This window comes from Gilliamella sp. ESL0443, from assembly GCF_019469165.1.
In the GTDB taxonomy this organism is placed as follows: domain Bacteria; phylum Pseudomonadota; class Gammaproteobacteria; order Enterobacterales; family Orbaceae; genus Gilliamella; species Gilliamella apicola_E.
Genome location: NZ_CP048263.1, coordinates 1,976,640 through 2,002,562, shown reverse-complemented (window position 1 = coordinate 2,002,562; position 25,923 = coordinate 1,976,640). Strand labels below are relative to the sequence as shown.

General features: G+C 33.6%; 20 protein-coding genes. 7 read left to right on the top strand and 13 right to left on the bottom strand.

Translation table 11 applies throughout. The features are described from left to right. Window positions 1–51: 51 nt before the first annotated feature. Window positions 52–1,629 carry a VWA domain-containing protein gene (locus GYM76_RS09030; RefSeq protein WP_220225269.1) on the top strand — a complete coding sequence of 526 codons (1,578 nt, stop codon included), beginning with the start codon at window positions 52–54 and terminating at the stop codon, window positions 1,627–1,629. A 106-nt stretch (window positions 1,630–1,735) separates the two neighbouring features. On the opposite strand, the gene gyrB is transcribed toward GYM76_RS09030, so the two are convergent. From gyrB to GYM76_RS08995, 7 genes are all read right to left on the bottom strand, one after another. Next, entirely contained in the window at window positions 1,736–4,147 is a 2,412-nt protein-coding gene (gene gyrB, locus GYM76_RS09025; protein ID WP_220225268.1) for a DNA topoisomerase (ATP-hydrolyzing) subunit B, read from the bottom strand. A 42-nt stretch (window positions 4,148–4,189) separates the two neighbouring features. Then, window positions 4,190–5,260, bottom strand: coding sequence for a DNA replication/repair protein RecF (recF, locus tag GYM76_RS09020; RefSeq protein ID WP_220225267.1), 1,071 nt, complete (start codon window positions 5,258–5,260; stop codon window positions 4,190–4,192). 46 nt (window positions 5,261–5,306) lie between these two features. Further along, window positions 5,307–6,410 (bottom strand): DNA polymerase III subunit beta, encoded by a 1,104-nt coding sequence (gene dnaN, locus GYM76_RS09015; protein WP_220225266.1) that lies wholly within the window; start codon window positions 6,408–6,410, stop codon window positions 5,307–5,309. 15 nt (window positions 6,411–6,425) lie between these two features. Continuing rightward, complete coding sequence (gene dnaA / locus GYM76_RS09010) at window positions 6,426–7,778, bottom strand: chromosomal replication initiator protein DnaA (RefSeq protein WP_065562885.1); 1,353 nt, start codon at window positions 7,776–7,778, stop codon at window positions 6,426–6,428. Window positions 7,779–7,935: 157 nt separating this feature from the next. Then, window positions 7,936–9,036, bottom strand: a complete 1,101-nt coding sequence (gene ompA / locus GYM76_RS09005; protein WP_065562884.1) for a porin OmpA — start codon at window positions 9,034–9,036, stop codon at window positions 7,936–7,938. 180 nt (window positions 9,037–9,216) lie between these two features. Beyond that, window positions 9,217–10,125, bottom strand: a complete 909-nt coding sequence (locus GYM76_RS09000; protein ID WP_065562883.1) for a recombination-associated protein RdgC — start codon at window positions 10,123–10,125, stop codon at window positions 9,217–9,219. A gap of 106 nt (window positions 10,126–10,231) precedes the next feature. Next, a complete protein-coding gene (locus GYM76_RS08995; protein ID WP_081299519.1) occupies window positions 10,232–10,981 on the bottom strand; it encodes a MipA/OmpV family protein in 750 nt (249 codons plus the stop codon). 170 nt (window positions 10,982–11,151) lie between these two features. Between GYM76_RS08995 and GYM76_RS08990 the strand changes: the two genes are divergently transcribed. The 3 genes from GYM76_RS08990 (at window position 11,152) to GYM76_RS08980 (ending at window position 14,545) form a co-directional block, all read left to right on the top strand. Beyond that, entirely contained in the window at window positions 11,152–12,561 is a 1,410-nt protein-coding gene (locus GYM76_RS08990) for an aspartate aminotransferase family protein (protein WP_110422514.1), read from the top strand. Window positions 12,562–12,626: 65 nt separating this feature from the next. Then, window positions 12,627–13,676: a GNAT family N-acetyltransferase gene (locus tag GYM76_RS08985; protein ID WP_065562882.1), complete on the top strand. Its 1,050-nt coding sequence runs from the start codon at window positions 12,627–12,629 to the stop codon at window positions 13,674–13,676. Next, entirely contained in the window at window positions 13,673–14,545 is an 873-nt protein-coding gene (locus GYM76_RS08980; RefSeq protein WP_220225265.1) for an arginase family protein, read from the top strand. The genes GYM76_RS08985 and GYM76_RS08980 overlap by 4 nt, the downstream gene beginning before the upstream one ends. 49 nt (window positions 14,546–14,594) lie before the next feature. Here the strand turns inward: GYM76_RS08980 and GYM76_RS08975 are convergent, their stop codons facing one another. From GYM76_RS08975 to GYM76_RS08960, 4 genes are read right to left on the bottom strand one after another with little or no spacing between them, the layout of a single operon-like run. Further along, the gene (locus GYM76_RS08975; protein ID WP_220225264.1) at window positions 14,595–14,996 is read right to left on the bottom strand and encodes a multidrug efflux SMR transporter; all 402 of its coding nucleotides are present in this window, start codon (window positions 14,994–14,996) and stop codon (window positions 14,595–14,597) included. A 1-nt stretch (window position 14,997) separates the two neighbouring features. Next, window positions 14,998–15,354 (bottom strand): EamA family transporter, encoded by a 357-nt coding sequence (locus tag GYM76_RS08970; RefSeq protein ID WP_065562879.1) that lies wholly within the window; start codon window positions 15,352–15,354, stop codon window positions 14,998–15,000. Window positions 15,355–15,359: 5 nt separating this feature from the next. After that, complete coding sequence (locus tag GYM76_RS08965) at window positions 15,360–16,187, bottom strand: carboxylesterase (RefSeq protein ID WP_065562878.1); 828 nt, start codon at window positions 16,185–16,187, stop codon at window positions 15,360–15,362. A gap of 10 nt (window positions 16,188–16,197) precedes the next feature. Beyond that, window positions 16,198–16,926 (bottom strand): MtnX-like HAD-IB family phosphatase, encoded by a 729-nt coding sequence (locus tag GYM76_RS08960; protein ID WP_220225263.1) that lies wholly within the window; start codon window positions 16,924–16,926, stop codon window positions 16,198–16,200. Between the two features lie 158 nt (window positions 16,927–17,084). Here GYM76_RS08960 and GYM76_RS08955 point away from each other — a divergent pair, with 158 nt between their 5' ends. From GYM76_RS08955 to glnS, 3 genes are all read left to right on the top strand, one after another. Continuing rightward, window positions 17,085–17,807 (top strand): winged helix-turn-helix domain-containing protein, encoded by a 723-nt coding sequence (locus GYM76_RS08955; RefSeq protein WP_220225262.1) that lies wholly within the window; start codon window positions 17,085–17,087, stop codon window positions 17,805–17,807. Next, entirely contained in the window at window positions 17,804–19,147 is a 1,344-nt protein-coding gene (locus tag GYM76_RS08950; RefSeq protein WP_220225261.1) for an ATP-binding protein, read from the top strand. Before GYM76_RS08955 ends, GYM76_RS08950 begins: the two co-directional genes overlap by 4 nt. 206 nt (window positions 19,148–19,353) lie before the next feature. Continuing rightward, on the top strand, window positions 19,354–21,030 hold the full coding sequence (gene glnS / locus GYM76_RS08945; protein ID WP_220225260.1) for a glutamine--tRNA ligase: 1,677 nt from the start codon (window positions 19,354–19,356) through the stop codon (window positions 21,028–21,030). Between the two features lie 74 nt (window positions 21,031–21,104). Here the strand turns inward: glnS and GYM76_RS08940 are convergent, their stop codons facing one another. Further along, entirely contained in the window at window positions 21,105–22,511 is a 1,407-nt protein-coding gene (locus GYM76_RS08940) for a DUF3999 family protein (protein ID WP_220225259.1), read from the bottom strand. A 131-nt stretch (window positions 22,512–22,642) separates the two neighbouring features. Further along, on the bottom strand, window positions 22,643–25,654 hold the full coding sequence (locus GYM76_RS08935) for a DUF2339 domain-containing protein (protein ID WP_220225258.1): 3,012 nt from the start codon (window positions 25,652–25,654) through the stop codon (window positions 22,643–22,645). Between the last annotated feature and the right edge of the window lie 269 nt (window positions 25,655–25,923).

Genomic DNA, 25,923 nt, shown 5'->3' with positions numbered 1-25,923 from the left:
TACCGAGTAATTTTTCAAATTACCGGCTAGTGATGAGGATTAAGTTAAGAAATGCAAAGAATAACTCGCATAGCTTTTGAACAAAGTAATTTAAACAAGATGCAGTTACTGGAACAGTATGGCTCTTTACTTTCAATACTTAAACCACATCTAACCGCTAGAACATATTCAATTTTTGCTACACCAAAATTAATTGAAGACAATCAATATATAGGTTGGTATACAAATCTTGAAGGGCAACCCACCTTACTTAATGACATAATTGACGAATCTCATAAATCTGAAATTAAACAAACTCTAGCTACTAGAATCAATGATATTGAAACAGCAGCAAAATTAATTTCTTTAACTAATGAACAAAAAACTCTAGTTTCTTCATGGTTACTGAGAATTAAAAACCTAAAGAATAATATTTATGTAATCAATAATGAGCCGGTTATTGTCGATACATTTGAACCTATCGAACTACCAATTGCTCCAGTAATAGTACCAAAACCTTTCTGGAAATGGTGGTATACTTTGATTTTAGCCTTACTTTTATTAGCAGCTTTAGGATTATTATGGTACTTTTTTAATCCTTTTAAAGAATCTAAAAACGTCGAGCCTATAACTGTCAAGGAAGAAAAAAAAGTAGAGCCAACTGTTGAACAACCAAAAGAACCAGTTATTAAGCCTCAACCAGAGCCTGAAGTAAAGCAAGAACCTAACGTTCCTGAACCCCAACCTGTTGTTAAACCAAAACCGGTTCCAGATCCGATTACTAATCCTGAGTCTAAGCCTGAAGTAAAACAAGAGCCTAAAGCTCCTGAACCTCAACCTGTTGTTAAACCAAAACCGGTTCCAGATCCGATTACTAATCCTGAGCCTAAGCCTGAACCTAAACCTGAACCAAAGCCAAAAGTAAAAAATCCACCAAATTGTATTACTAAAGAAGAATTAGCCAAAAATAGTAATCCATCTAAAATGGCATTAATATTCGATAATTCATTATCGATGACTGTAACTTTAGCTGAATCACCAATGGAAGTCGGGCAATATTTCAATTATTTAAGCTATGGTTATCCGAGAGGTATGTCTCAGCAAGATAAAATAGATTATGACAAACGAATGACGCGTTTACCCACTCGTTTATCAACCAGTAAAAAAGTTGCATTAACAAGTATTGATAAAATACAGCAAAATATTAATATTTCATTGGTGGCACTTAATGGTTGCCCAGTAGCCGATACTACGCCTTTTTATAATTATTCAAGTAGAGGTGCTTTGAAAAGTAAAATTAATAGATTAACACCAAGTGCTGCTGGTGGTGGAGGAACACCACTTTATAGCGGATTAGAAAAAGCCAGCCAAATGCTTGACGGTGTAAAACGTGATGATTATATTCTTATAATTAGTGATGGTGAGGATAATTGTACGCGTGCAAATATTTGTACTCTTGCTAATCATATAGCTACCCAAAAACCTCGTTTGAAGATAAATATAGTAGATATTGCAGGTGAACATAAAATAGACTGTATCGCAAATGCGACAGGTGGCAAAGTGTATATTGCACAAAGTCCTAAAGATATGATTAGGCAGATGAATAAAGCTGTGTCAGACTTAAAAATCAATAGGTCTGTTTGTCAGTAATTAAAGTTAATAGATGGAATTTATCACATAAAATTACTTTTTAATTTTTAATAAATTTGCAAAAAAAAACCAGACATAATGTCTGGTTTTTTTATTAGATAATTAATTAGAAATCCAAATTAGCAGCTTTCAAGGCATTTTCTTCAATGAATAATCTACGAGGTTCAACCTCATCACCCATTAATGTAGTAAACAATTGATCTGCTTCAATGGCATCTTTAATGGTTACTTGTAACATTCTTCGGCTTGTTGGATCCATGGTTGTTTCCCATAATTGTTCTGGGTTCATTTCACCTAAACCTTTATAACGTTGGATAGTTAATCCACGACGAGATTCACGAATTAACCAATCAACTGCATCTTCAAATGAGCTAACTGGTTGTTTTCTCTCACCACGTTGTATAAATGCACTTTCCTCAAGTAAATCTTTCAATTGTGATCCTAAATGGCAGATATTTCGATATTCATTACTATGAATAAACACTTGATCTAACGCATAATTAGTATCCACACCATGTGTTCTTACTTTAATAACAGGTATATACAATTCTGCTTTTTCGTTGTAATCCGCGCTATAAAGGTAGGTACTACCGTGTTGTTCTTTATTGGATAGTTTTTCAACAATAGATTTTGCCCAATTTTCAGCTTTGTGTTGATCTTTCAAGATATTTTCATCTAATACTTCTTGATAAACTAATTCTGATAATAAGGCTTTAGGGTAGCGACGTTCCATTTTAGTAATTAATTTTTCGACTTTCTGATATTCGGCAATTAATTTTTCTAAAGCTTCGCCAGCTAAAGCTGGAGCATGGTCATTAACATGTAATGATGCATCTTCTAATGCCAAAGCAATTTGGAATTGAGTCATTGCATCGTCATCTTTAATATATTGCTCTTGTTTCCCTTTTTTGACCTTATATAGTGGTGGTTGAGCAATATAGACATAACCTCGTTCAATGATCTCAGGCATTTGACGGTAGAAGAATGTTAGCAATAATGTTCTAATATGCGATCCATCAACATCGGCATCGGTCATAATAATAATGCTATGGTAACGCATTTTATCTGGATTATATTCATCACGGCCAATGCCACAACCTAAAGCAGTAATTAACGTTGCTACTTCTTGTGAAGAAAGCATTTTGTCAAAACGAGCTTTTTCAACATTTAGAATTTTACCTTTTAACGGTAAAATTGCTTGGTTTCTACGATTTCGTCCTTGTTTTGCAGAGCCACCTGCAGAGTCCCCTTCCACTAGGTATAGTTCAGATAAAGCTGGATCTTTTTCTTGGCAATCAGCAAGTTTTCCAGGCAAACCACCTAAATCTAAAGCGCCTTTACGACGTGTCATTTCGCGAGCTTTTCTTGCTGCCTCACGAGCTCTCGCTGCATCGATAATTTTACCTACTACAATTTTTGCATCTGAAGGATTTTCAAGTAAATATTCAGCTAGTTTTTCGCCCATTACAGACTCAACTGCTGATTTAACTTCAGATGACACCAATTTATCTTTAGTTTGTGATGAGAATTTAGGATCAGGCACTTTTACTGATACAACAGCAATTAACCCTTCTCGAGCATCATCACCTGTAGCACTAATTTTTGCTTTTTTGCTATAGCCTTCGGTTTCCATGTAGTTATTTAATGTACGTGTCATAGCGCCACGGAAGCCAGCCAAGTGAGTACCACCATCACGTTGAGGAATGTTATTTGTAAAACAATAGATATTTTCTTGGTAACCGTCATTCCATTGTAGTGCAACTTCGACACCAATATTATCTTTCTCTGTACTAAAATAAAAAATCTTTGGATGAATTGGGTTTTTATTTTTATTTAGATATTCTACGAAAGCTTGAATACCACCTTCATAATGGTAATGTTCACTTTTACCTGTACGTTCATCGGTGAGTTTGATTGAAACACCTGAATTTAAGAATGATAGTTCGCGTAATCTTTTTGCCAGATGGTCATACACAAATTCAATGTTAGAAAAAGTTTCTGGACTTGGCCAAAAACGAACATATGTACCTGATTCAGTTGTTTCACCAATGATTTTTAGCGGTTCTTCAGGAACGCCTAAATGATAAATTTGTTTATGTATTTTACCTTCACGATAAATCACTAATTCTAACTTATCTGATAAAGCATTGACGACTGAAACACCAACACCATGTAAACCACCAGACACTTTGTATGAATTATCATCAAATTTACCACCGGCATGCAAAACAGTCATAATAACTTCTGCTGCGGAAATACCTTCTTCTTCATGGATGCCAGTAGGTATACCTCGACCATCATCTCGTACAGAAACGGAATTATCAGGATGGATTGTAACTTCAATATGGTGACAATAACCAGCTAATGCTTCATCAATGGCATTATCTACCACTTCAAAAACCATATGGTGAAGCCCTGTTCCATCATCAGTATCACCAATATACATACCTGGGCGTTTTCGGACAGCATCAAGTCCTTTAAGTACTTTAATGCTGGAAGAATCATAAGAGTTAGACATGGATTTCTCGACTTATTTGATTATTTATATCATTTTGTATATTTAAGAAATTATACCAGAATTTATGTGAAAAATCTTATCATTTTCATCGATCATATGGCTAATTTGCTCTTGATTAACCGCTGTAATGAAAACTTGAGATTGTGCTGATTTTAATCGTTTTGCTAATAAGTTACGTTTATTTTTATCAAGCTCTGAAGCAAAGTCATCAATTAAGTAAATACAGGATTGGCCTGTTGTTTCTGAGAAATATTCACCTTGAGACAAACGTAATGCACACATGAGTAATTTTAATTGTCCCCGAGATAATAAATCTTCAACAGGAATATTATCTATTCGTAATTTTAAATCTGCTTTATGAGGACCTAGCGAAGTATAATTAATGAACTTATCTCTTTCAAATTGTCTATATAATATATCTGAATAACTGATTCCATGCTCCCAGCCCTGATAATATTGGCAATTAAGTTGATATTCTGGTAGAAAATCATGACAGGTTTGCATAATTTGAGGAAATATATTTTGACTATAACTAGCCCTAATCTGGCTGATTTTTTCTGCAATCGGTGCTAACTCTTTATCCCAAGGTAATAATTGATTATAGTTTGATGACTGTTTTAATAAAGCATTACGCTGTTTAAAGAGGCGTTTTAAGTTATTCCAAAGTGATACAAATTCAGGATAGTGATGAAAACACCCCCAATCTATAAAAGCACGGCGATATTTTGGTCCTCCGGTAAGTAGATCAAATCCTTCAGGCGTAATAAGTTGAATTGGTAATAATTTAGCTAAATCCGTCAACCGATATCCTTCGTCACCATCAATTTTTATCGTATTATCGTTATGGCGTGTTTTTGATAAACCTATTGTTCGAGTTTTTTGTGCAGATTCAATTTGACTAAATAATACTAACTCTGGTTTTTCATGTTGTATTATTCGATTGGATTGAATATGTCTAAAAGCTCGACCATGTCCGAGCATATAAATCGCCTCTAGTAGGCTGGTTTTTCCGCTACCATTATCACCAACTATATAATTAAAATGTTTGGATAATGATAATTCAGCATAATCAATATTTCGAAAGTGATAAATTTTGATTTGAGAAAGTGTCATGTCGGTAAAGTTTCCGGCCGAGGCCGGAAGTTTAAATGATCGTTAATTATAAGCGCATTGGCATAACAACATAAGTTGCAGATTGGTTGTTGATATCTTCAATTTGCACACTTGATGTTGCATCAGTTAATAATAATTGGACGCTATCGCATTTTAATGTGTTTAATATGTCCAATAAATACGTTACATTGAAACCAATTTCAAGCTCTTGAGATTCGTATTTTACATCAATAACTTCTTCTGCTTCTTCTTGTTCAGGATTGTTTGCAGTAATTTTAATCTGATTGCTATGTACATATAATCTTATGCCGCGAAATTTTTCATTTGAAAGAATCGCAACACGAGATAAAGCATTTCTTAGTTCTTCACATGATACTTCAAGTGGTTTATCAGGATTACGAGGCATTACACGTTTATAATCAGGAAATTTTCCATCAATAAGTTTTGAAGTAAAAGTAAAATCGCCAAGACTAATACGTAAATTATTGTTACCAATTTGCATATTAACTAGCTCATCATTATCACCAACTAGTTTTGCCAGTTCAATTACGCCTTTTCTTGGTAAAATGACTGAACAGCATTCAGAGATCTCATGACCAACAGGTTGAGCACACACAGCTAATCGATGACCATCAGTTGCAACGGTTTTTAATAGACCATCTTCAATTTCAAATAGCATACCATTTAAATAATATCTTACATCTTGGTTAGCCATTGAGAATTGAACTGCGTCTATAAGTCGTTTGATAGTCTTTTGAGGTATAGAAAGTTCAACATAACTTTGCCAATTTTCTAGATTAGGAAAATCTGATGCAGGTAGTGTAGATAAAGAAAATTTACTTCGACCTGACTGAATAATCAATCGATTATCGTCAACGCTTATCGATATTTGAGCATCACTAGGAAGATTTCGACAGATATCAAGAAACTTTCTAGCTGGAACAGTTGTAGCACCCGCTTCACTAGGCTCTGTTAGGGGAATATGAGAAATCATTTCAATTTCTAAATCTGTTCCCGTCATGGATAGCGTGTTTTCACTCACCTGCAATAATAAATTACCTAAAATGGGGAGGGTAGGTCGGCTACCTAATGGTGCACTAACAAGTTGCAATGGTTTGATAAGTTTTTCACGATCTATAATAAATTTCATAGTGTTAATTCTTTTTTAAGTTGATAATGTTCGAATTAAATTGGAATAATCCTCTTTAATGTCATTGCTTTCTTCTTTTAACTCTGCGATCTTCCGACATGCATGTAATACTGTTGTATGATCTCTTCCACCAAAACCATCACCTATTTCTGGAAGGCTTTTGTTGGTTAGCTCTTTCGCTAACGCCATTGCTACTTGTCTTGGTCTTGCGACAGAACGAGAACGGCGTTTAGATAATAAGTCAGAAACTTTAATTTTATAATATTCAGCAACCGTTTTTTGAATATTTTCAATAGTAATCAATTTTTCTTGTAAGGCAAGTAAATCTTTTAAAGCATCTTTGACAAAATCAATGGTGATAGATTTGCCTGTAAAATTAGCATTGGCAATAACTCGATTAAGTGCACCTTCTAATTCTCTTACGTTTGATCGTAGTCGTTTAGCAATGAAAAAAGCGACCTCTTCAGGTAATTTTATTTTGTTTTCGTCTGCTTTTTTCATCAAAATAGCCACTCGAGTTTCAAGTTCTGGTGGTTCTATAGCGATGGTTAATCCCCAACCAAACCTTGACTTTAAACGATCTTCTACACCATCAATTTCTTTAGGATAACGATCCGAGGTTAGGATAATTTGTTGGTTGCCTTCTAACAATGAATTAAATGTATGGAAAAACTCTTCTTGTGAACGCTCTTTATTTGCAAAAAATTGAATATCATCAATAAGGAGAGCGTCAACAGATCGATAATAGTTTTTAAACTCTTCAATAGCATTATTTTGTAAAGCTTTGACCATGTCTTGAACAAAGCGTTCTGAATGCATATAAACAACTTTAGCGTTAGCTTTACCTGCCATAATTTCATTACCAACAGCATGTAACAAGTGAGTTTTTCCTAAACCTGTTGAGCCATATAAAAAAAGAGGGTTGTAAGCTTTTCCTGGATTTTCAGCTACTTGTTTAGCTGCTGCAACAGCAAGTTGATTAGATTTACCTTCAACAAAGCTGTTGAAAGTATGCTTATGATTAATACCCGAATAATAAGTGTGATTATTATTATTCTCTTTTGTTGTTTTCCAAGAAGGTACAACATCAGATTTATTAATTTTAGATTTTTTTTCTACAGATAAAGTTGAACCAACTTCCAAATATAATTTTAGTGAATCATTACCCAGTAAATTATTCAATAATTGCGAGATAGTCGTTAAATATTTATTTTTAACCCAATCTAATACAAATCTGTTTGGAGCATAAATATAAAGTTTATTCTCAACCATTTCCACTTGTAACGGTCGAATCCATAAATTGAATTCTGTTGTAGGAAGCGCTTCTTGTAATTGAGAAAGACAATCTTGCCAAATCGAGGTAGACATGGCTACTCCTTTAATTGGGATACTAACAATACTGGAATAATTATAATCTTTTTTGTGGATAATTTGTAGGGTTCAAGCAAGATATAATTTAATTATTAACATATAAATGAAAAAACCCAGCCGAAGCTGGGTTCAAAGGTGTAATTAATAACAAAAACTATTTTGTTTGATCAATTACTTGGACCTCTTGCACGTTACGTGCTTTAACTTCAATTTCAACACGACGATCTGGTGCTAAACATGCTTTTAAGTCAGCGCCACGAAGTGCATTACATTTATTACCAGTAACTGGTTGTGCTTTACCCATACCGCGTGAAGTGATGATTTCAGCTGGAACACCTTTTTGAACTAAATAGTTCAATACAGTGTGTGCACGACGTTCTGATAGTTTTTGGTTATAGCTATCTGAACCGATACGGTCAGTGTGACCAATTACTACGATAGCACTTTGAGTTGGGTTAATTTTAACAAGAGTAGTTAATAAATTATCAAGTGCTTGACGACCTTCTGCTTTTAAATCAGATTTTGCATAAGCAAATAACACATCTTCATTTAAAACATAACGATTTACTTCAGTTTTGATTTCAACTGGAGCTGCAACAGATGGAGAACCTAAACGGTAAGTAATACCTAAGCTTACAGTTCCTGCATCTGGAGATGCGTGAGTTTTAGTATGAATATGTTGAACATATTGGTATTCTAAACGAGTAGAGAAATCTTCGTTAAGACGATAATCAAGACCTAAAGCATAAACTGGTGATAAATCAGTTTTTGTTTTACCACGGCCGTAAGCTTCTTTGATATCACCACTATTTTTCCATTTAGCAATAGTTACCATTCCACCTGCACGACCATAAATATCTAAATCGTCAGAAATGAATGATAGTGGGTAACTTAATTTACCAGTTAAAGAAACGCCTTGTGCTGAAACTTTACTATTACCAGCGTTAGAATGATCACCAAGATAAGTTCTTTTATATTTTGCAGAACCTAACCAATCATAACCTAATTCAAAAGCTAAGTAAGGATTAGCTTGGAAACCAAGGAAAGCACCGCCAGCAACATTACTTCTATTAGAAGTTTTAATACCAGCTTCATCTTTATCATAACCACGAACTTTATTTGCGTCTAAATTATAAAGTTCTGACCAACCTAATTTAGCACCTACATAAAAAGTATTGTCTTCATATGCAGCGTTAGCGGCAGTAGCGGTTAAACTTGCAACAGCCATTGCTAGAGCTAGAGTTGTTTTTTTCATTTTTTTGCCTCAACTTATTTGTTGTAATAGACGTTGTTTAATTTGCTTTTATTGTTTAATTTTACTTAATTTTTACGGTGTTTTATACTTAATGACCAATTATGTTACACATAATCTATTACGTATTATAGCACAATTATTATTCGGATCTAGGATAATTGATAATATATTGTAAAAAAATTAAACAATCTTATTTATAATAATATATAAATCGTTAATTGAGTTTGATAATGTGTTAGCCATAATATAGAAATCAGCTTCTAAACGTTTATCAAATTCATCAGATCCAATATCTTCATTTTCATCTAAAATAACAGAATCAAATTTAATTCTTTTCAATGTTAAGTCAGGATTAATAATAAAATTGATTCCACGTTCATCAATGATTTTAAGTTTGGTGACCCATTTACCAGAATCTAAATGAACTAACATTTCATCACTTGTAATATCTTGATTTTTACAACTGATAATCCCATTACCCTCAAGTGGATCTTTTAATTCTGCTTCATCACCCAATATAAAAGGAGGAAAACTAAGTTTTTCTCTAACCCAAGTTGTCATAATCTTTTCAAGCGGTTTTTCGATGGAAAGAGGCGTTAATGCTAATGCTCCAAGTTCTTTCCGTAAAATCGCTAGAATATCTTCAGCAAGTTTAAAACTACTGCAATCGATAATAATCCTTTTATTTTCAATGTCGATCCATAACCAATAATAGTTATATTTGCTAAATGCTCTAGGCATTAAATCGATCATCACTTCATCTTTTAATGTCGCTTTTTCATTTTTACTAAGTTTACGGCTTAATGCCTTCTCTTGCTTGTCAATCTTCTCATTTAAGGCTTGTTTGATGACAGGTGCAGGTAAAATTTTAGTTTCTTTCTTTATTTTTAATAATAAATGCCCTTGCATATCAATAATAAAATCATCCAAATTGTTATCATCGTAAGGGGATACCCAACCCATTTTGGTGGTATCTAAATTACCACAAGGAGAAAATAAAGCAGATTTGAGTGCATTTTCAATAGTCTGTTTATCCAGTAAATTATCATTATTAAGTTGATAGATAATTGCGTTTTTAAACCAAAGCATAGTGTAATTTTTCCAAAAATTAATCCATGAAAATTATTTAATTAAAATAATTAAAATAAGATTTTCACAGAAAATAAAGTATTATTAATAAGATTTAATAAAAGTATTAAAATTTATAAGATAAGCCCATATAAATGGATGTTATCGTACTATCATCAACCATAGGGCTGTCAGCTGCATCACCAGTCAGTTTATCAATATGAATTCCGCCAAAAGTAGCGATATTATCTGTTAAAGAATATTGCGCACCGATTTCAAAGTAAGGTGTAAAAGAACTATCTGCATTGAAATAGCGTAATCCTGAACGTGAAGATTCTTTATGAGATACACCATAATAATAGTCATTATGTTTACCATCAGCCCAGTTTATACCAATAGTAGGTGCAATAATTAAATTACCTTGTATATAAGGAACAGTATAGTCGGCATTAACTAAGATTCCATTACTATTATTGAGCATATCAGCGCCAATACTACTTGAAAAAATACCCCAATTAGTGGTGATATCATAATCAATTTCAGCTAACACAGTGGAATGACGACTATTAAGTTGTCTTAACTTATGATTGTCAGAATCATGAGGTTTAAATTCATTAGCAAGATAACGAACGCCAAATGATAAACTTTGATTATCGTTGTTAAAAGCGTAAATACCAGCTGATAGATCATCAATAAAAAAATAGCCATTATCATAATCAATATGAGGAACCGGATAGTAACTTGAACTATAATTTTTATATGGTGAGTTAGACCAACCCAAACCGACGCCTAATGAAGTAGGATCTGCTGACGCAATATGAGTATACCCTAAAGGAAACATTGATAATAGTGAGATTATGCAGCTTAATTTTTTCATTTTGATAACCACTCATACTGATATGATTTAAGACAATTATTGTAGTTATTTTGTCACTCAAGGCTTGTTGTCACAAAATCTATACATTAAATGTACATTGTTACAATCCATTTTCTCTGATAATAATGCCACATTTTGTCATATTTGAATATGGATTAGTGAGATAAATTATGAGTAAACCAACTTTAGAAATGATTAATAGTCGTCCCGACGATGCAACGTTATTAGCGGATGAAGCAAAATACTGTTCATTTGGTGATACCGTGCATTATGTTGAACCACCAAAGATTTTTGATGGTTGTGAAGGTAGTTACATGTATGATAAAGAAGGTAAAGCCTTCCTTGATTTACAAATGTGGTACTCTGCTTGTAACTTTGGTTATGCTAATGAGCGTTTAAATAACGTACTTAAAAAGCAAATCGATACTTTACCGCAATGTGCTAGCCAGTATTTACATCCAACTAAAATCGAATTAGCAAAAACAATTGCTCAAGGTATGGAACAGCGATTCGGTTACCAAGGACGAGTTCATTTTAATGTTGGTGGTTCACAATGTATTGAAGATTCATTAAAAGTCGTTCGTAATGCTACTGGTGGTAAATCCCTGATGTTTGCATTTCAAGGTGGTTACCATGGTCGTACTTTGGGTGCATCTTCAATTACTTCGAGCTACCGTTACCGTCGTCGTTATGGTCATTTTGGTGATCGTGCAATGTTTGTACCATTCCCATATCCGTTCCGTCGTCCAAAAGGAATGACAGCAGAAGAATATGGTGAACACTTAGTTGCTGAGTTTGCACGTTTATTTGAAACTGAGTATCACGGTGTATGGGATCCCAAAGTCGGACAAGCAGAATATGCTGCATTTTATGCCGAACCATTACAAGCAACGGGTGGTTATATTGTTCCTCCTCGTAATTACTTTAAAGGTCTGAAAAAAGTTTTAGATCAATATGGTATTTTATTAGTTGTTGATGAAATTCAAATGGGCTTTTATCGTACTGGTAAATTATGGTCAATTGAACATTTTGATGTTAAACCTGATGTGGTGGTATTTGCGAAAGCATTAACTAATGGTTTAAATCCATTAGGTGGTTTATGGGCTCGTGAAGAGTTAATCAATCCAGAAGTATTCCCAGTTGGCTCAACCCACTCTACGTTTGCTTCAAATCCTTTAGGTACCGCAGTTGGCCTAGAAGTATTAAAAATGACTTCTGAAACAGATTACGAAAAAATGGTAATGGATAGCGGTGCATATTTCCTTGAAGGATTAAAAACACTTGAGAAGAAACATAAAGAAATAGGCGAAGTTGATGGCCTAGGTCTTGCACTTCGTGCTGAAATTTGTACCGAAGATGGATTTACAGCTAACAAAGCATTAGTTGATAAAATGGTAGATATTGGTATGTCAGGTGATCTTGATTGGAAAGGTAACAAAATGGGCTTGGTGCTTGATATTGGTGGTTATTACAAAAATGTTATCACTTTTGCTCCTTCATTACATATTACTCGTCAAGAGATTGATCAAGGTATTGAACTACTCGATCAATTAATTACTCGAGCTAAAAAAGAACTTTAAGTCTTAAATCAAAATAATCCCGCTAATATCAATTAGCGGGAATTTCAGATCATTTATAGAAAGTTATGCGATATATCAATCAATTAGAACCTAATGAATTAATCAACAATTTTCTTTCTCATCCTCCGCGAGAGTTTACTAGCTGGATGAGTGAAGACGGTATACCTGCTTTTTCCGCTAAGTTTGATTTGCTCATAACTGCTGATGATGATTTTAAACATAAAGTTCATAAATTGCCTTTTTATAAAAAATGGCGGCATTGGTTACAACCAAAAACATGCTTTGTGGGTACAACCGTTTCAGAATATAGTTTATTGACTAATAAAATCGATGCGCATCAATTAGCTGACAATGTTAAGGCTGCTTATACAAAAAAATATCCATTTGTTATTGTTAAAGATTTGCCATCCGATTCACCTCTGCTTAGTAAGCAGGATAATCAATATTCTAAACAGATTATTGGTTCCTTAAAAGAACGGGGGTTTATTGAAGTTGAAGGACAAGCTTTAGCTTGGGTTCCAATTGATTTTGAGTCGATCGATGATTTTTTTGCAAAACTATCATACAGTCGTCGTAAAAATTTAAGAAGAAAACTAAAGTCCCGTGAAAAATTGGAGATTAACATCTTACAAACTGGTGATGATTGTTTTTTTGATGAGGCGACTCTTGATCTATATTATCAACTTTATCTGAATGTATATGAGCAGAGTGAAGTACATTTTGATTTATTAACTAAGCCATTTTTCACCCAATTACTGCAAAGCAAATCCTCAAATGGACGTATTTTTACTTATCATCATAATGGACAATTAATTGGTTATAACATCTGTTTTGTAGTGAACAATGTTTTAATCGATAAATACATAGGAATGGTTTATCCTCAAGCAAGAGAATTAAACCTCTATTTTGTTAGTTGGTTTGTTAATCTTGAATATGCATTACAACAAAAACTTAGTAATTATGTTGCAGGTTGGACTGATCCAGAAGTTAAAGCTTCTTTAGGTGCTAGTTTTACCTTAACTAAACACTTAGTTTATATACGAAATCCTTTATTAAGGGCTGTTTTGCGTAGATTAATTGGCCATTTCGAAACTGATAAGGAGAAAGTAGCATGACATCGCTAGTTATCCTTAACTTTGATCAAAGTGTAGGTGAAATTGATAATGCTAAAACGATTGATTTTACTCAGTGGCAAGATGTCATTCGCTTTGGTTGTAGTACAAAAAAATTCCAAAACTTTAAAAAGGTATTACAACAATCATTACCAGAAAGCTATGGTACGGTATTAATGGGTAGTGGTGATTACCACCATATTTCGTTATTACTTATTGAGCAGCTAGCTAAGCAATATACAGAAGAAAATCCCATTGAAGTAGTTATTTTCGACAACCATCCAGATAACATGCGTTATCTGTTTGGCATTCACTGTGGATCATGGGTTAGCTATGTGGCTAGTTTACCTTTTGTTAGCCATGTACATGTATTAGGAATTACATCACATGATATTGGCTTATGGCATTTTTGGGAAAATAGATGGTCACCATTGTTTCATAAAAAACTGACTTATTGGAGCATAGATGTTAATGTCTCCTGGGCTAAGAAAATTGGTTTAAGTCATGCTTTTCGCTATTTTGATTCGCCAGATGATCTTATTACTCAGTTTCTATCCGAACAATACCGTAATACTAAACCGATATATTTATCGATAGATAAAGATGCCTTAAGTGAAGAAGTTATTCATACCAATTGGGACCAAGGAAAACTACAAACCTATCATTTATTAGATACTATTACATCTATTAAGCCTCGGATTATCGGTAGTGATATCACGGGCGAATTATCAATATGGCAGCCTAAAAATTGGTTTAAGAGATTACTAAGTTCACTGGACAAACAGCCTGAGATATCATTAGAAAAGTTAAATGATTGGCAACAAGAACAACATCAACTTAATTTAACATTATTAAAAGCTTTAAAAACCTAGCATTCAAGAACTGATATAGTTTGCCAGGTTTTTAATCCTTATCTTGAAGTTATTTAGAACGATGATGAGTATCTTTCTTCGCAAGTTTACTTTCTGCTAGTGCTAAAAACAAAATCCCTGAAACAATCAATATAGTTCCAATTAACTTAAATAAAGTGATAGGTTCATTAAATAGCCAAACTGAAGCAATCATTACGGTAACAACTTCAAAATGTGAAGCAGCAAAAGCAGGTCCTACAGGCGCTTTTTTTAATAAAGTCATCCAAGTAAAGAAGGTAAAAATGTAGCCAGCTATTGATACATAGATCCAATGACCGGAAAATACCCTAACTATCCATTCAACGCTCATCGAAAGTGGCTGGGCATGTTCGGCAGCCAATTTAAAGCTACATTGTGCAATCGTATCAAACATTAATAATACGGTAAAACCAATTAAATAGAACTTAGCCATATTAAGATAACCCCACAAAGATCACACCAGCAGTAATTAAAGACATGCCAATAACACGATATACCGTCAGTAATTCTTTAAATAGAATCCGACCTACTAACATGATAGTAATGATATTAAATGAGGCGAGCAATACACCTTGGGAAAGTGGAACTAAAGTTAAAAAAGCTAACCACAGTAAAAATTCGGCAATGTAAGATGATATTCCTATCCAAATCCAATGATTTTTGGCGAGATCTAACCAATAGTACCATCCATCTCTATTGGTAGGTGATATTGCAGCATATTTAAAAGCAACTTGTCCTAAGGTATCAAAACAAATATTACTAACCCAAAGAAAAATAACTAAGGATGACATTATGCTTAAGTTCCTTCTGCCAGATTATTAAAAAATGAAGCGCACTCTTTAATTACTTCACGACGTTGGCTATCAATAGTAATTAAATGATAACTATCATTTAATACAACTAATCGTTTTGGACCAGAAACATGCTTCTCAACTAATTTTGCATTAGTTTCAATATTGGCAATATCGTCATTACCTGAATGCATAATTAAACAAGGTGACGTAACTTTTGGTAATTCTTGGCGAACATGTTTTGCCAATAATTGCATTTCTGCTAATGCAGGAAATGGATTTCCAGCAAGCCCAGCGGATGCAGCATCGCCACTTAACATGCTTTCTGATACCACCGCTCGGATACGCTCATCTTTAAGACCATAAGGCGGTTTTTCAATAAAAGAGACTTTTTGAAAAATACCAAGTTTTTTAAAATAGACCAATAAAAAGAAAAACTTTTTAGCCCAAAATGGCATACTCCAACCATCATAATAAAATGTAGGTGCTAGAACACCAACACCTTTAACTTGATTTGGACGATCTGCAGCAAGTTTCAACGCCAAAAGGGCGCCCATTGATAAACCTGCGACAAAAAGGTTGTCTACATGTTTAGCTAAATAATCAGCACCATCTTGAACGCTTTTATACCAATCTTGCCAAGTTGTTTTACATAGATCTGCTTCAGTACCACAGTGACCTGCCAATTGTATTGCATAAACAGTAAATCCTGCTTTATGTAAACCATTGGCTAAAATACGCATTTCATTTGGTGTGCCAGTTAAACCATGAATTAATAGCACGCCATTTTTATTTCCTGGTAAAAAATAAGATAAATCTTCAATTGTACTCATTATTGTTCCTTTATTTCACCATCATGACTGGAATTAGTGATTGCTCTGCTTGTTTTAAAGCCTCTGTTACATCAGCAAAATTAACAATAGCAGTGTGCTTAATGTTATTTTTTTCACAGTAATTGATCAGCTTATCTTTAGCAAAAACCAGATCGACATGATGTGAAACGCAAAAATCAGAAGTACCATCACCAACATACAATATTTGAGGAAAATGTTGCTGTTGTTTTACATGATTGCATTTGCAATTACCACTTTGTTTTATACAATCCTTATTAGCGTAAGGAAACTCAAGGCGCCAACTTCTGTGATTATCATGCATTAGTTTATTGGCATAAATAGGTAAATGTTCAATACCATGACGCTTTAATACAAATTGGATAGCATAATCTAAACCATCACTAACTACATGAACTGGTATATGTTTTTTTTCGGTATACTTAATGAATGATTTAAAGCTAGAATCAATTTCAATTTTTTCCAATGCTTGATTAAGCTCTTCTAAGCTTGCGTCCATTAAGGCAATCTGTTTACTCATACACTCTTGAGAACCAATTTTACCACTAACCCACAACTCTTCGAGCTCATCACAGCCATCTTGGCCGAACTGACTAAGTAAAGTATCAGTTACATCTTTAACACTAATTGTTCCATCAAAATCACACAAAATAATAGGGTTGTGATAGCGAGTGTAAGATGGTTGAAAAAGATGATTAGTAATTGATGAAAAAGTATTCATATTCCAAGTAAAAATTGCTAGTTATAGATATTGGCGACAATTTTCTCACAAAGCGGTAGCTAACTTTGTTGGCTCTTTGTATATATTTTGTAACGAGGCTCTATTTGCCTGTATAATGAAGCATCTCGAAGTCCACTTTACGGTAAAGAGAATCAGAAATGAGTGAACGCATATTAATTATCGAAGATGATGAAAGATTAGCCAATTTAATACAAGTCTACCTAATCCGTCAAGGATATAGGGTCGATTGGCATAATAGTGGTGAAGGAGCAGAAGAAAAAATACAACAAATCAACCCTGATTTGGTTATTTTAGATGTAATGTTACCTGAAAAAACTGGATTTGATATCTGTCGAGATATACGTTCATGGTTCAGTAACTATATTCTTATAATGACGGCTAGCGAAGATAATATTGATGAAATCGTGGGATTAGAGTTAGGCGCTGATGATTATTTAGCTAAACCGGTTGAACCACGATTATTACTAGCTCGGATTCGAGCATTGCTACGCCGAAAACAAAATGAAACAGAAGGCCTAAAAGAGCAAATTGCTTTATTTAACAATAATACTTTAGCCTTTGAAAATTTAGTGATTGATGGTGAAAATCGTAAAGTGTTATTAGACGGGCATGAAATAGATTTAACGACTGCCGAATTTGACTTACTCTGGTTGTTAGCTAATAACGCAGGTAAGATTCTATCTCGAGACGATATATTTTCCCAAGTTAGAGGGATTGATTTTGACGGTAGCGATCGTTCAATTGATGCCCGAATTTCTCGGTTAAGACGTAAACTCCTTGATGATCCTGATAATCCTTCAAGAATTAAAACGGTTCGAGGAAAGGGGTATTTATTCATGCGCGAAGGGGAAAACCATTGAGACAGTTATTAGCTAAACCGCTATTTTTTAACCGCCGCATCGTCTTTTATCTAGTTATTTTACTTTCATTGCAATGTATTATCGCCTATGGTGCATTATTAGTGTTTGATTCACTACCTTCATCATTAACTGATATGCCAGATGATCATATCGTTTTTCGTGAATCACAACGAGGAACAGTCAACTTAATTCGCAAACACATTGATGAAAATAAACAGCGTCCACTGCAAGCAGTAGTTGACGAGTTACAACCATATTTTGGTTATCCAATCAAAGTATTACCTGCAAATACAGAATTATCTCATTCTGTAAAAAAAGAAATTGAAAAACTTGATTTTGCTTATGATGGTGATGACGAAGTTGTCTATATCAATCTCAATGATGGTCATTTATTACAATTGGGGCCGATTTTAATGCGAGATATATTAGAATCAAATACCATGTCGTTGAGCGTTTTCCTTATTATTTGGGCATTATTTAGTGCCATAATCTTTTTTATATTAATCTATTTCGCGTTTAGTGCTGTATGGAAAGATCTGGTCAACATACGTCAAACCGCAGAACAACTTGGACAGGGCAATTTGAAGGCTCGAACGGAAAATGTGAAAGGTTGGTTATTCAAACCATTAGCCAATGTTTTAAATAATATGGGGACTCACATTGAGCATCTTGTCAGCACTAACCAAACAATTTCACATGCGATGGCACATGAACTACGAACCCCTCTTGCACGAATGCGATTTGAGTTAAGTATGCTTGAAGAATCTACAGACGAAGTAGAAAGATCTGATTTACAAAAAGGAATGAGTGATGATATAGATGAACTTGAAACCCTCATTAATGCTAGTTTGAATTATTTTAAAATGCAGCAAAGTAATATTGAATTAAACTTTACTACTGTATCGTTAAAACAATGGGGTGAAAAAGTTTGTCAGTCATTAGCACTATTTAAACCTAAGGGCTTTGAGCTCATTTGCCATAGCCAAGATGCTAAAGCTAAAATTGATATCAATTTGGCAGAAACTATTGTCAAAAATCTGCTACTTAATGCGTTTAAATATGCAGCCCATAAAGCAGTATTAAATATAACCAAACAAGATAACCGAGTTATTTTGGAAATTGATGATGATGGTGTAGGCATTCCTTTCGATTCTCGAGAAAAAATTTTTATGCCTTTTGCTCGCCTTGACACCAGTCGTACACGATCAACTGGTGGATATGGGTTAGGCTTAGCTTATGTAAAATTAATGGCAGAATTTCATGACGGTAAAGCATTCGTGGTTACTAGCCCACTAGGTGGTGCACGATTTGTCGTTTCGATAAAATCAGGTGAGGAATAACTGAAGTTAAAATTAAAATAATTGTTAAAATTATTTAGGAGTGTTATCCGTTTGAGGGTAATTATTTTTTTCAGGTAACTGAAATCTCTTGTTTTAACGTTTCGAAAAGACAAAAAATTTGCTATATTCGTCGGTCGAAGTGATAAAAGTGATAAATCTCATTTCTAAATTGGTTATGAGTAAACATATATAATCAGAGGTTTTTTATGAGCGGTGATTTACCGACAGAGAACGAAACTCGTCCAAATAACTTTATTCGTCAAATTATTGATGCGGATCTTGCTGCGGGAAAATATAAAACAACGCATACTCGTTTTCCGCCAGAACCTAATGGCTATTTACATATTGGTCATGCAAAATCTATCTGTTTAAACTTCGGTATTGCCCAAGATTATCACGGTAAATGTAATTTACGGTTTGATGATACCAATCCAGCCAAAGAAGATATTGAATATGTTGAATCAATTAAAGAAGATGTCCGCTGGTTAGGATTCGAATGGGATGGTGAGATTTGCTATTCATCTGACTATTTTGACCGTTTATATGAATATGCCATAGAACTTATCAATAAAGGATTAGCTTATGTAGATGAACTATCTCCTGAAGAAATTCGAGAGTATCGAGGCACCTTAACACAACCAGGTAAAAATAGCCCTTATCGTGATCGAAGTATAGAGGAAAATTTAGCATTATTTATCCAAATGAAAGAGGGTAAATTTGCTGAAGGTAAAGCTTGCTTAAGAGCGAAAATCGACATGGCTTCACCTTTTATTGTTATGCGTGATCCAGTTTTATACCGTATTAAATTTGCCGAGCATCACCAAACTGGTAATAAATGGTGTATCTATCCGATGTATGATTTTACTCACTGTATTTCGGATGCTATTGAAAATATAACCCATTCACTTTGTACGCTTGAGTTCCAAGATAACCGTCGTTTATATGACTGGGTTTTAGATAATATTACTATTGAAGCTCGTCCTCATCAGTATGAGTTTTCTAGATTAAATCTAGAGTATGCAATTACCTCAAAACGTAAATTAACACAATTGGTTGCCGAAGAAATTGTTGATGGTTGGAATGATCCTCGTATGCCAACCGTTTCAGGTTTACGCCGTCGAGGTTATACCCCAGCTTCAATTCGTGAATTTTGTCGTCGAATCGGGGTAACTAAACAAGAAAATACCGTTGAAATGAGTACACTTGAATTCTGTATTCGAGAAGATCTCAACGAAAATGCACCACGAGCAATGGCGGTACTTGATCCGGTTAAAGTGGTAATTGAAAACTTTTCAGAAACACTTGATGAAGTCTTAAGTATGCCAAATCATCCTAACAGGCCAGAACTCGGTCATCGCGAAGTAACATTTACACGCGAGATTTATATTGATCGAGCTGATTTCAGAGAAGAAGCTAATAAAAATTATAAGCGTTTAGTATTAGGGAAAGAAGTCCGTCTGCGTAATGCTTATGTGATACGCGCTGATCGTGTTGAAAAGGACGCAGAAGGTAATATACAAACTATTTATTGTAGTTACGATCCGGCAACATTAAATAAAAATCCTGAAGATGGACGTAAAGTTAAAGGTGTCATTCATTGGGTATCTGCCAAGTATGGTAAACCTGCTGAAATTCGTCTTTATGATCGTTTATTTAGTACCCCAAATCCTGGTAGCGCTGAGGATTTCTTATCAACTATCAATCCAAATTCTTTAATTATTAAACAAGGATTTGTTGAGCCTAGTTTGCAAAAAGCCAAAGCCGAACAAGCTTATCAATTTGAACGTGAAGGTTATTTCTGTCTTGATAGTAAGTATGCGACAGAAGATAAATTAGTCTTTAATCGAACCGTAGGTTTAAGAGATAGCTGGAACGAAGCTTAATCATAGAGAAGCTTAATCATAGAATAAAAACGCCAACTTTAGTTGGCGTTTTTATTGTCATCTCTGGTGCGATGTTATTCTACCTTTTTTACTTCTTTTAGTAATTTTATAGCTAAAAGCATTAAAAATACTGCACCTGCTATTAAAATGATCCAAATTAACCATTTAGATAAATAAGATGATTTGCTTGAATTATCATCGGTTTGAGATAATACATTTTTGTTGCCTAGTTTTATTTTATCGCCTAAATGGGCCATAGGCACATCTTGTGCAGATATTGTATCAGACAGTAAAGCTTTTTCACTTAAAGATGCCGGTTTAGCATTTGCCGCCCCCCAAGCGAGAATAAAAGGTCCATTATTAGCACTGTTAAAGATAATACTCATCCGGTATAAATGAGCAGTAACATAGGGTGCTTGATCTAAAGACGCATTAATTGCTTTAATTTTTAATTGTTTAATATTTAAAGTTGAATTATTAATATTGATTGTTTGGCTTTGATTGGCGTCACTTATGCTTCGAAAAATAAAATCATCAAGTTTGTGCCATGTTTTATCATTATCATGGGTTTTATAAAAGATACTTGCAGGTAAGATTGTACGCTCATTTGGAAGTTTAACAGTAAGCTCTTTAATCGGTAGTGATGTAGGTAATTCATAAATTGCCTCTTGTTCATCAGCTGAAATTAAATTTAATTTGATCGGATAAAGTGCTCTTATTGGTGTTGCTTTTCTCGATGTGAATTCTACGCCTCTAATATTCGGCACTATTTGCTTGTCTGATTTTAATTGTAAAATCCAATAGGTAGATTTGAAATTCATACCCGAAGGTAAATCAATAGTATTAACATTTAATGATTGATTATTGTTATTATCCGTCAAAGACATTATTGGAACATTATCAATCGCAGTTTGCCATCTTTTTAAATCGCTACTATAAAGAAGGTTTGCAGTTGCCCTCCAATTTTGTGTTTTATCGAAATCGATAGATAAACGACTAAATGGTTGGCCAAGTTTAATCTCATTAGGAATTTCCAACAAGTATGTTGCCTGATACCCATCTGATTTATTGGTGCTATCAAAATTAATTTTTACATTCTTATTATTAATATTGATATTGTATTGACCAACTAGAGATTGATTTTTTTCTTCTTGCCCATCTTCATTATCATTTTCATCCGTTTGAAGATTGTTGTTTAACGTATAAACGGTAACTGGAAAAGTTTTATTTTCCTCATTTTCCTGATATACATTGACTAATGCAAATGGGACTGGTTGGCCTTTTTGATTGAAAACTCGAACATCATCTAATGTGCTAGATAATGCTTGAGTATATATATCACGGGTTAGCTCAATTCGGTTATACATACTGCCACTGTCATTAAGTTCTATCATAGCGCCATAGGCATATTGATTTGTTTGATCAGCTGCATGACTTAATCCACTTATTAGCAAAAGCGAGCTTAATAAGATTTTTTTCATAACTTTTTATCCATTAGTTGAAATACTATTCAGCAATTCGTACTTATTTCTGTTGTAAATAATCTAATTCTGTTCTTCCTGAATTTGCGAAATATTCGCTTAATATTTTAAATTGTTTTTTATATTGATTGTTATTCATTTTCGACCAAGCTTTCATCATTCTGTTTTGGCGGTAAAGGTGCTAAATAACCAATTAATAACATTAACAACGCTACACCAATAAACGCAAAAGCTCTCAATAAACCATCTATTTCTCGAATATCGACAAAAATCAGCTTAATAACAACAATGATTTGAATTAATTGGCCAGTAAACCATATTTTTCGGAGTGAAGCTCTGTGTCCAATCATAATCAAAATGACGGCGGTTAACATCCAAAGGAGTGATGCGGTCATTTGAACAATATTATTGTGCCATAAGATATATGAACTCCAGATGATATCAAATGCTTGACTCAGGCAACGTAAAACAATACTGTTAAACCAAAGGAATGTTAATGTCATTAACAAGACTACAATCAAATTAGGTAGCGGTATTTTAAAGTTAGTAAAATTGGTTGTTTTATTTTCAATTTGCAAATAACCCATAGACAGTTTTAACCATACGCAGAGCATGATTAAACTAAAAATTGCACTTTCTTCAAGCGGGTTAATAATTGGGATATAAGGCCAATAGATAATTTGCCCATTCATACCAATACCCATAATCAAATAGTATACCATGTAACCGACAAGTGGTAGCAAACCGACTAACCAATAACTTTTTATTAATGAAAATGAAGTAATATATTGGCGTTTAATAAGAATATAAAATAGCAAAGTGATTCCACTTGCAATAGTAGCCCAAAGACTCCATTTTATTACCTCATACCCCCAAGGCAATTCATTAAATATATGTAGTATTTCGCGGGCCAGCCAAAGCAATATTAGCCAAAATAAACAAATATGTAATAAAATAAATAGATGCTTTATGTCAGTGTTACAATTTATTTGGTTTGTCTGTAATTTATATAGATAAGCATAACCACTGATGAAGGCTATAATCCAAGCTAAACTGAAATAGACATAGTTAGATAAATAATAACATGAGAGAGCTTCACTTCTTAGCAAACATGTTGCTAACACAACCCAAAGTAATATCATTCCATGGCAAATAATATTCCAATTAATCTTTTTACCAATGAAGTACCATAACCAAAACGAAACAGTAAAACATAATACAATTAATGATGTTTCTAAACTGATTTGATTTAAGAATAACGGAATACTTAATAAAATCCAAAACATCCATATAACAACAGACATAGATACGCAAGATAATTTGATTAATCTTGTGATGTCATTTTTTTGTCCATAGTGGTGCCATAAACAAGCATTAACAAATAAAGTAATACTAGTAGTTCCTAAAAGTGAAGAGTACAGGATTGGCGTTAATTGATTGTGCTCCAAAGATATTAGTGAAGAAATAATACCTAACAACATGATTAATGTACCAAATAAAGCAGTACGGTAGTGTTTTTGTGAGAACATAATCCATGTAATAGCCGTTCCTTCAAACATCCACAATGAAGCTGTCCAATTGGCGCTAAGAGCAAGCGGAATTGATAATGTAATAAATGAAACACCAATAGCCAGCCAATATAACGATATTGTTTTAGCTAATGATTTCCATAAATGGAGAATAATATAGGCACCGACAAGATAGAATAATCCAAAACCAAGCGATGAAAATGCTGGGCCAAATTCCCATTGTTGGGTAATAGCATATTGCAATCCGAATCCGCATAAGGGAGCACCAAACAGTAATAGCAAATCAATAGTATTCTGGTTTTTTTCTTGATTATTGATGCTTCGGATTGATAACAATACCGCTAAAACACCGTAAATTACTAAATTGATAAGAATGAAGATTTGGCATTCAGTATAGAATTCTGGCGTAAAACTTTTTATTCCCCAAACTAGCGATACAACAAAAGTAAATATAAATCCCAATAGATTAAGAATTCTCCAAGATTGCGTAATACTGATTACCAAAATTGCTGTTGAAATCATTAAATAATAACTAAATAACGCAATATGATTACCGGAACCATCGGATAGTAAAATTGGTGTTAGGTAACCACCAACACAGGCAATGATTGCCAAGCTCATTGCTCTTTGCAAGATGGCAAATATAATGCTGGTAGAACAAATCACAACTAAAACGGCAAAGGTGATTAAAGCAGGGACTAAGTCATATAACTTGAAGGCAGCAAAAATAGTCAGATATAAAATTGCAATAGCCCCACCTTGTAAAATAAGCGCGTAAATCTGGCGTTTAAGGCGCAATTTCCAGCCGATAGCCAATAAACCAATACCTAAAATCAGTGAGCCTAAAACTCTAATTTCAGGTTTAAGATAATGATGATGATGTTCAATGCCGTATTTGAATAGATAAGACAGTCCCAAAAATAGAATTATAATAGCAATTTTAGTGATAATATTGACTCTAATTAACCAATTAAACAATGCATAACCAATGCTTGGTTCATTATTACGAGAACGTTTATGGTATGATTCAAAAGGATCGTATTTAGGTTGTGAAATCTCTAGTTGGTTATCAATTTGTTGATATTGTTCTGTGATTGGTTGTGTTTTGACTTCTGGCTGATCATGTTCAACACACAAGGCATTTTCATCGGCTGTTGTTGAATCTGATTGCAGCGTAGTATCAACTAAAACGAGTTCATTTTTCTCATTAAGCACCAAACTTGAGAATGTCTCTTTTTGGTGAAGAAAAGGCTTTAATGGCTGTATTATTTCTGAAGTTAATGATTCTACATTGTTTTCTGTTATTTCTTCATTAGGTATGTTTTGTGTTGATTGAACCATGTCAGTTTTTTGTTCAATCTCTGTTTGGATAGCTTCATCCTTAATTTCATGAGGATTATCTGTTACTAATTCTTCAGTTACTTTTGTTGTATTGCTTTCTTCTTCTACATATGTTTTATCTGATTGATAAAGTTGCTGTGTAAGAGATAAAAGATTTTTATGTAATTCTGTTATCTGGGTCTGTAAGACCGTAATTTGTTCCTTCAAATTAGCAAAATTGACAAATACCGCAATAAACAGCGCAATAATGAGGAAATAAAAAATGAATTCCACTCCACTTTCCTTATACTAAAAAATACTTACTACTTCAATATTTTTAAAAGTTGATAATATATATATTTTTTTGTGAGTTGTAGTAAATCAATAATTATTCAATAAATCAACTATTTTTTATTTAACATATCATTGTTGATGACATTAAAGATTAATCAATAAGCTTTCAAAAACCCCGTTCCTCAACTTTTTTATTAAATCATATAATGATTTTTAAGATAGCCTTTTTAGCTACTTACTTTTATAATGTTGTTCTATTTTTTCCCTTT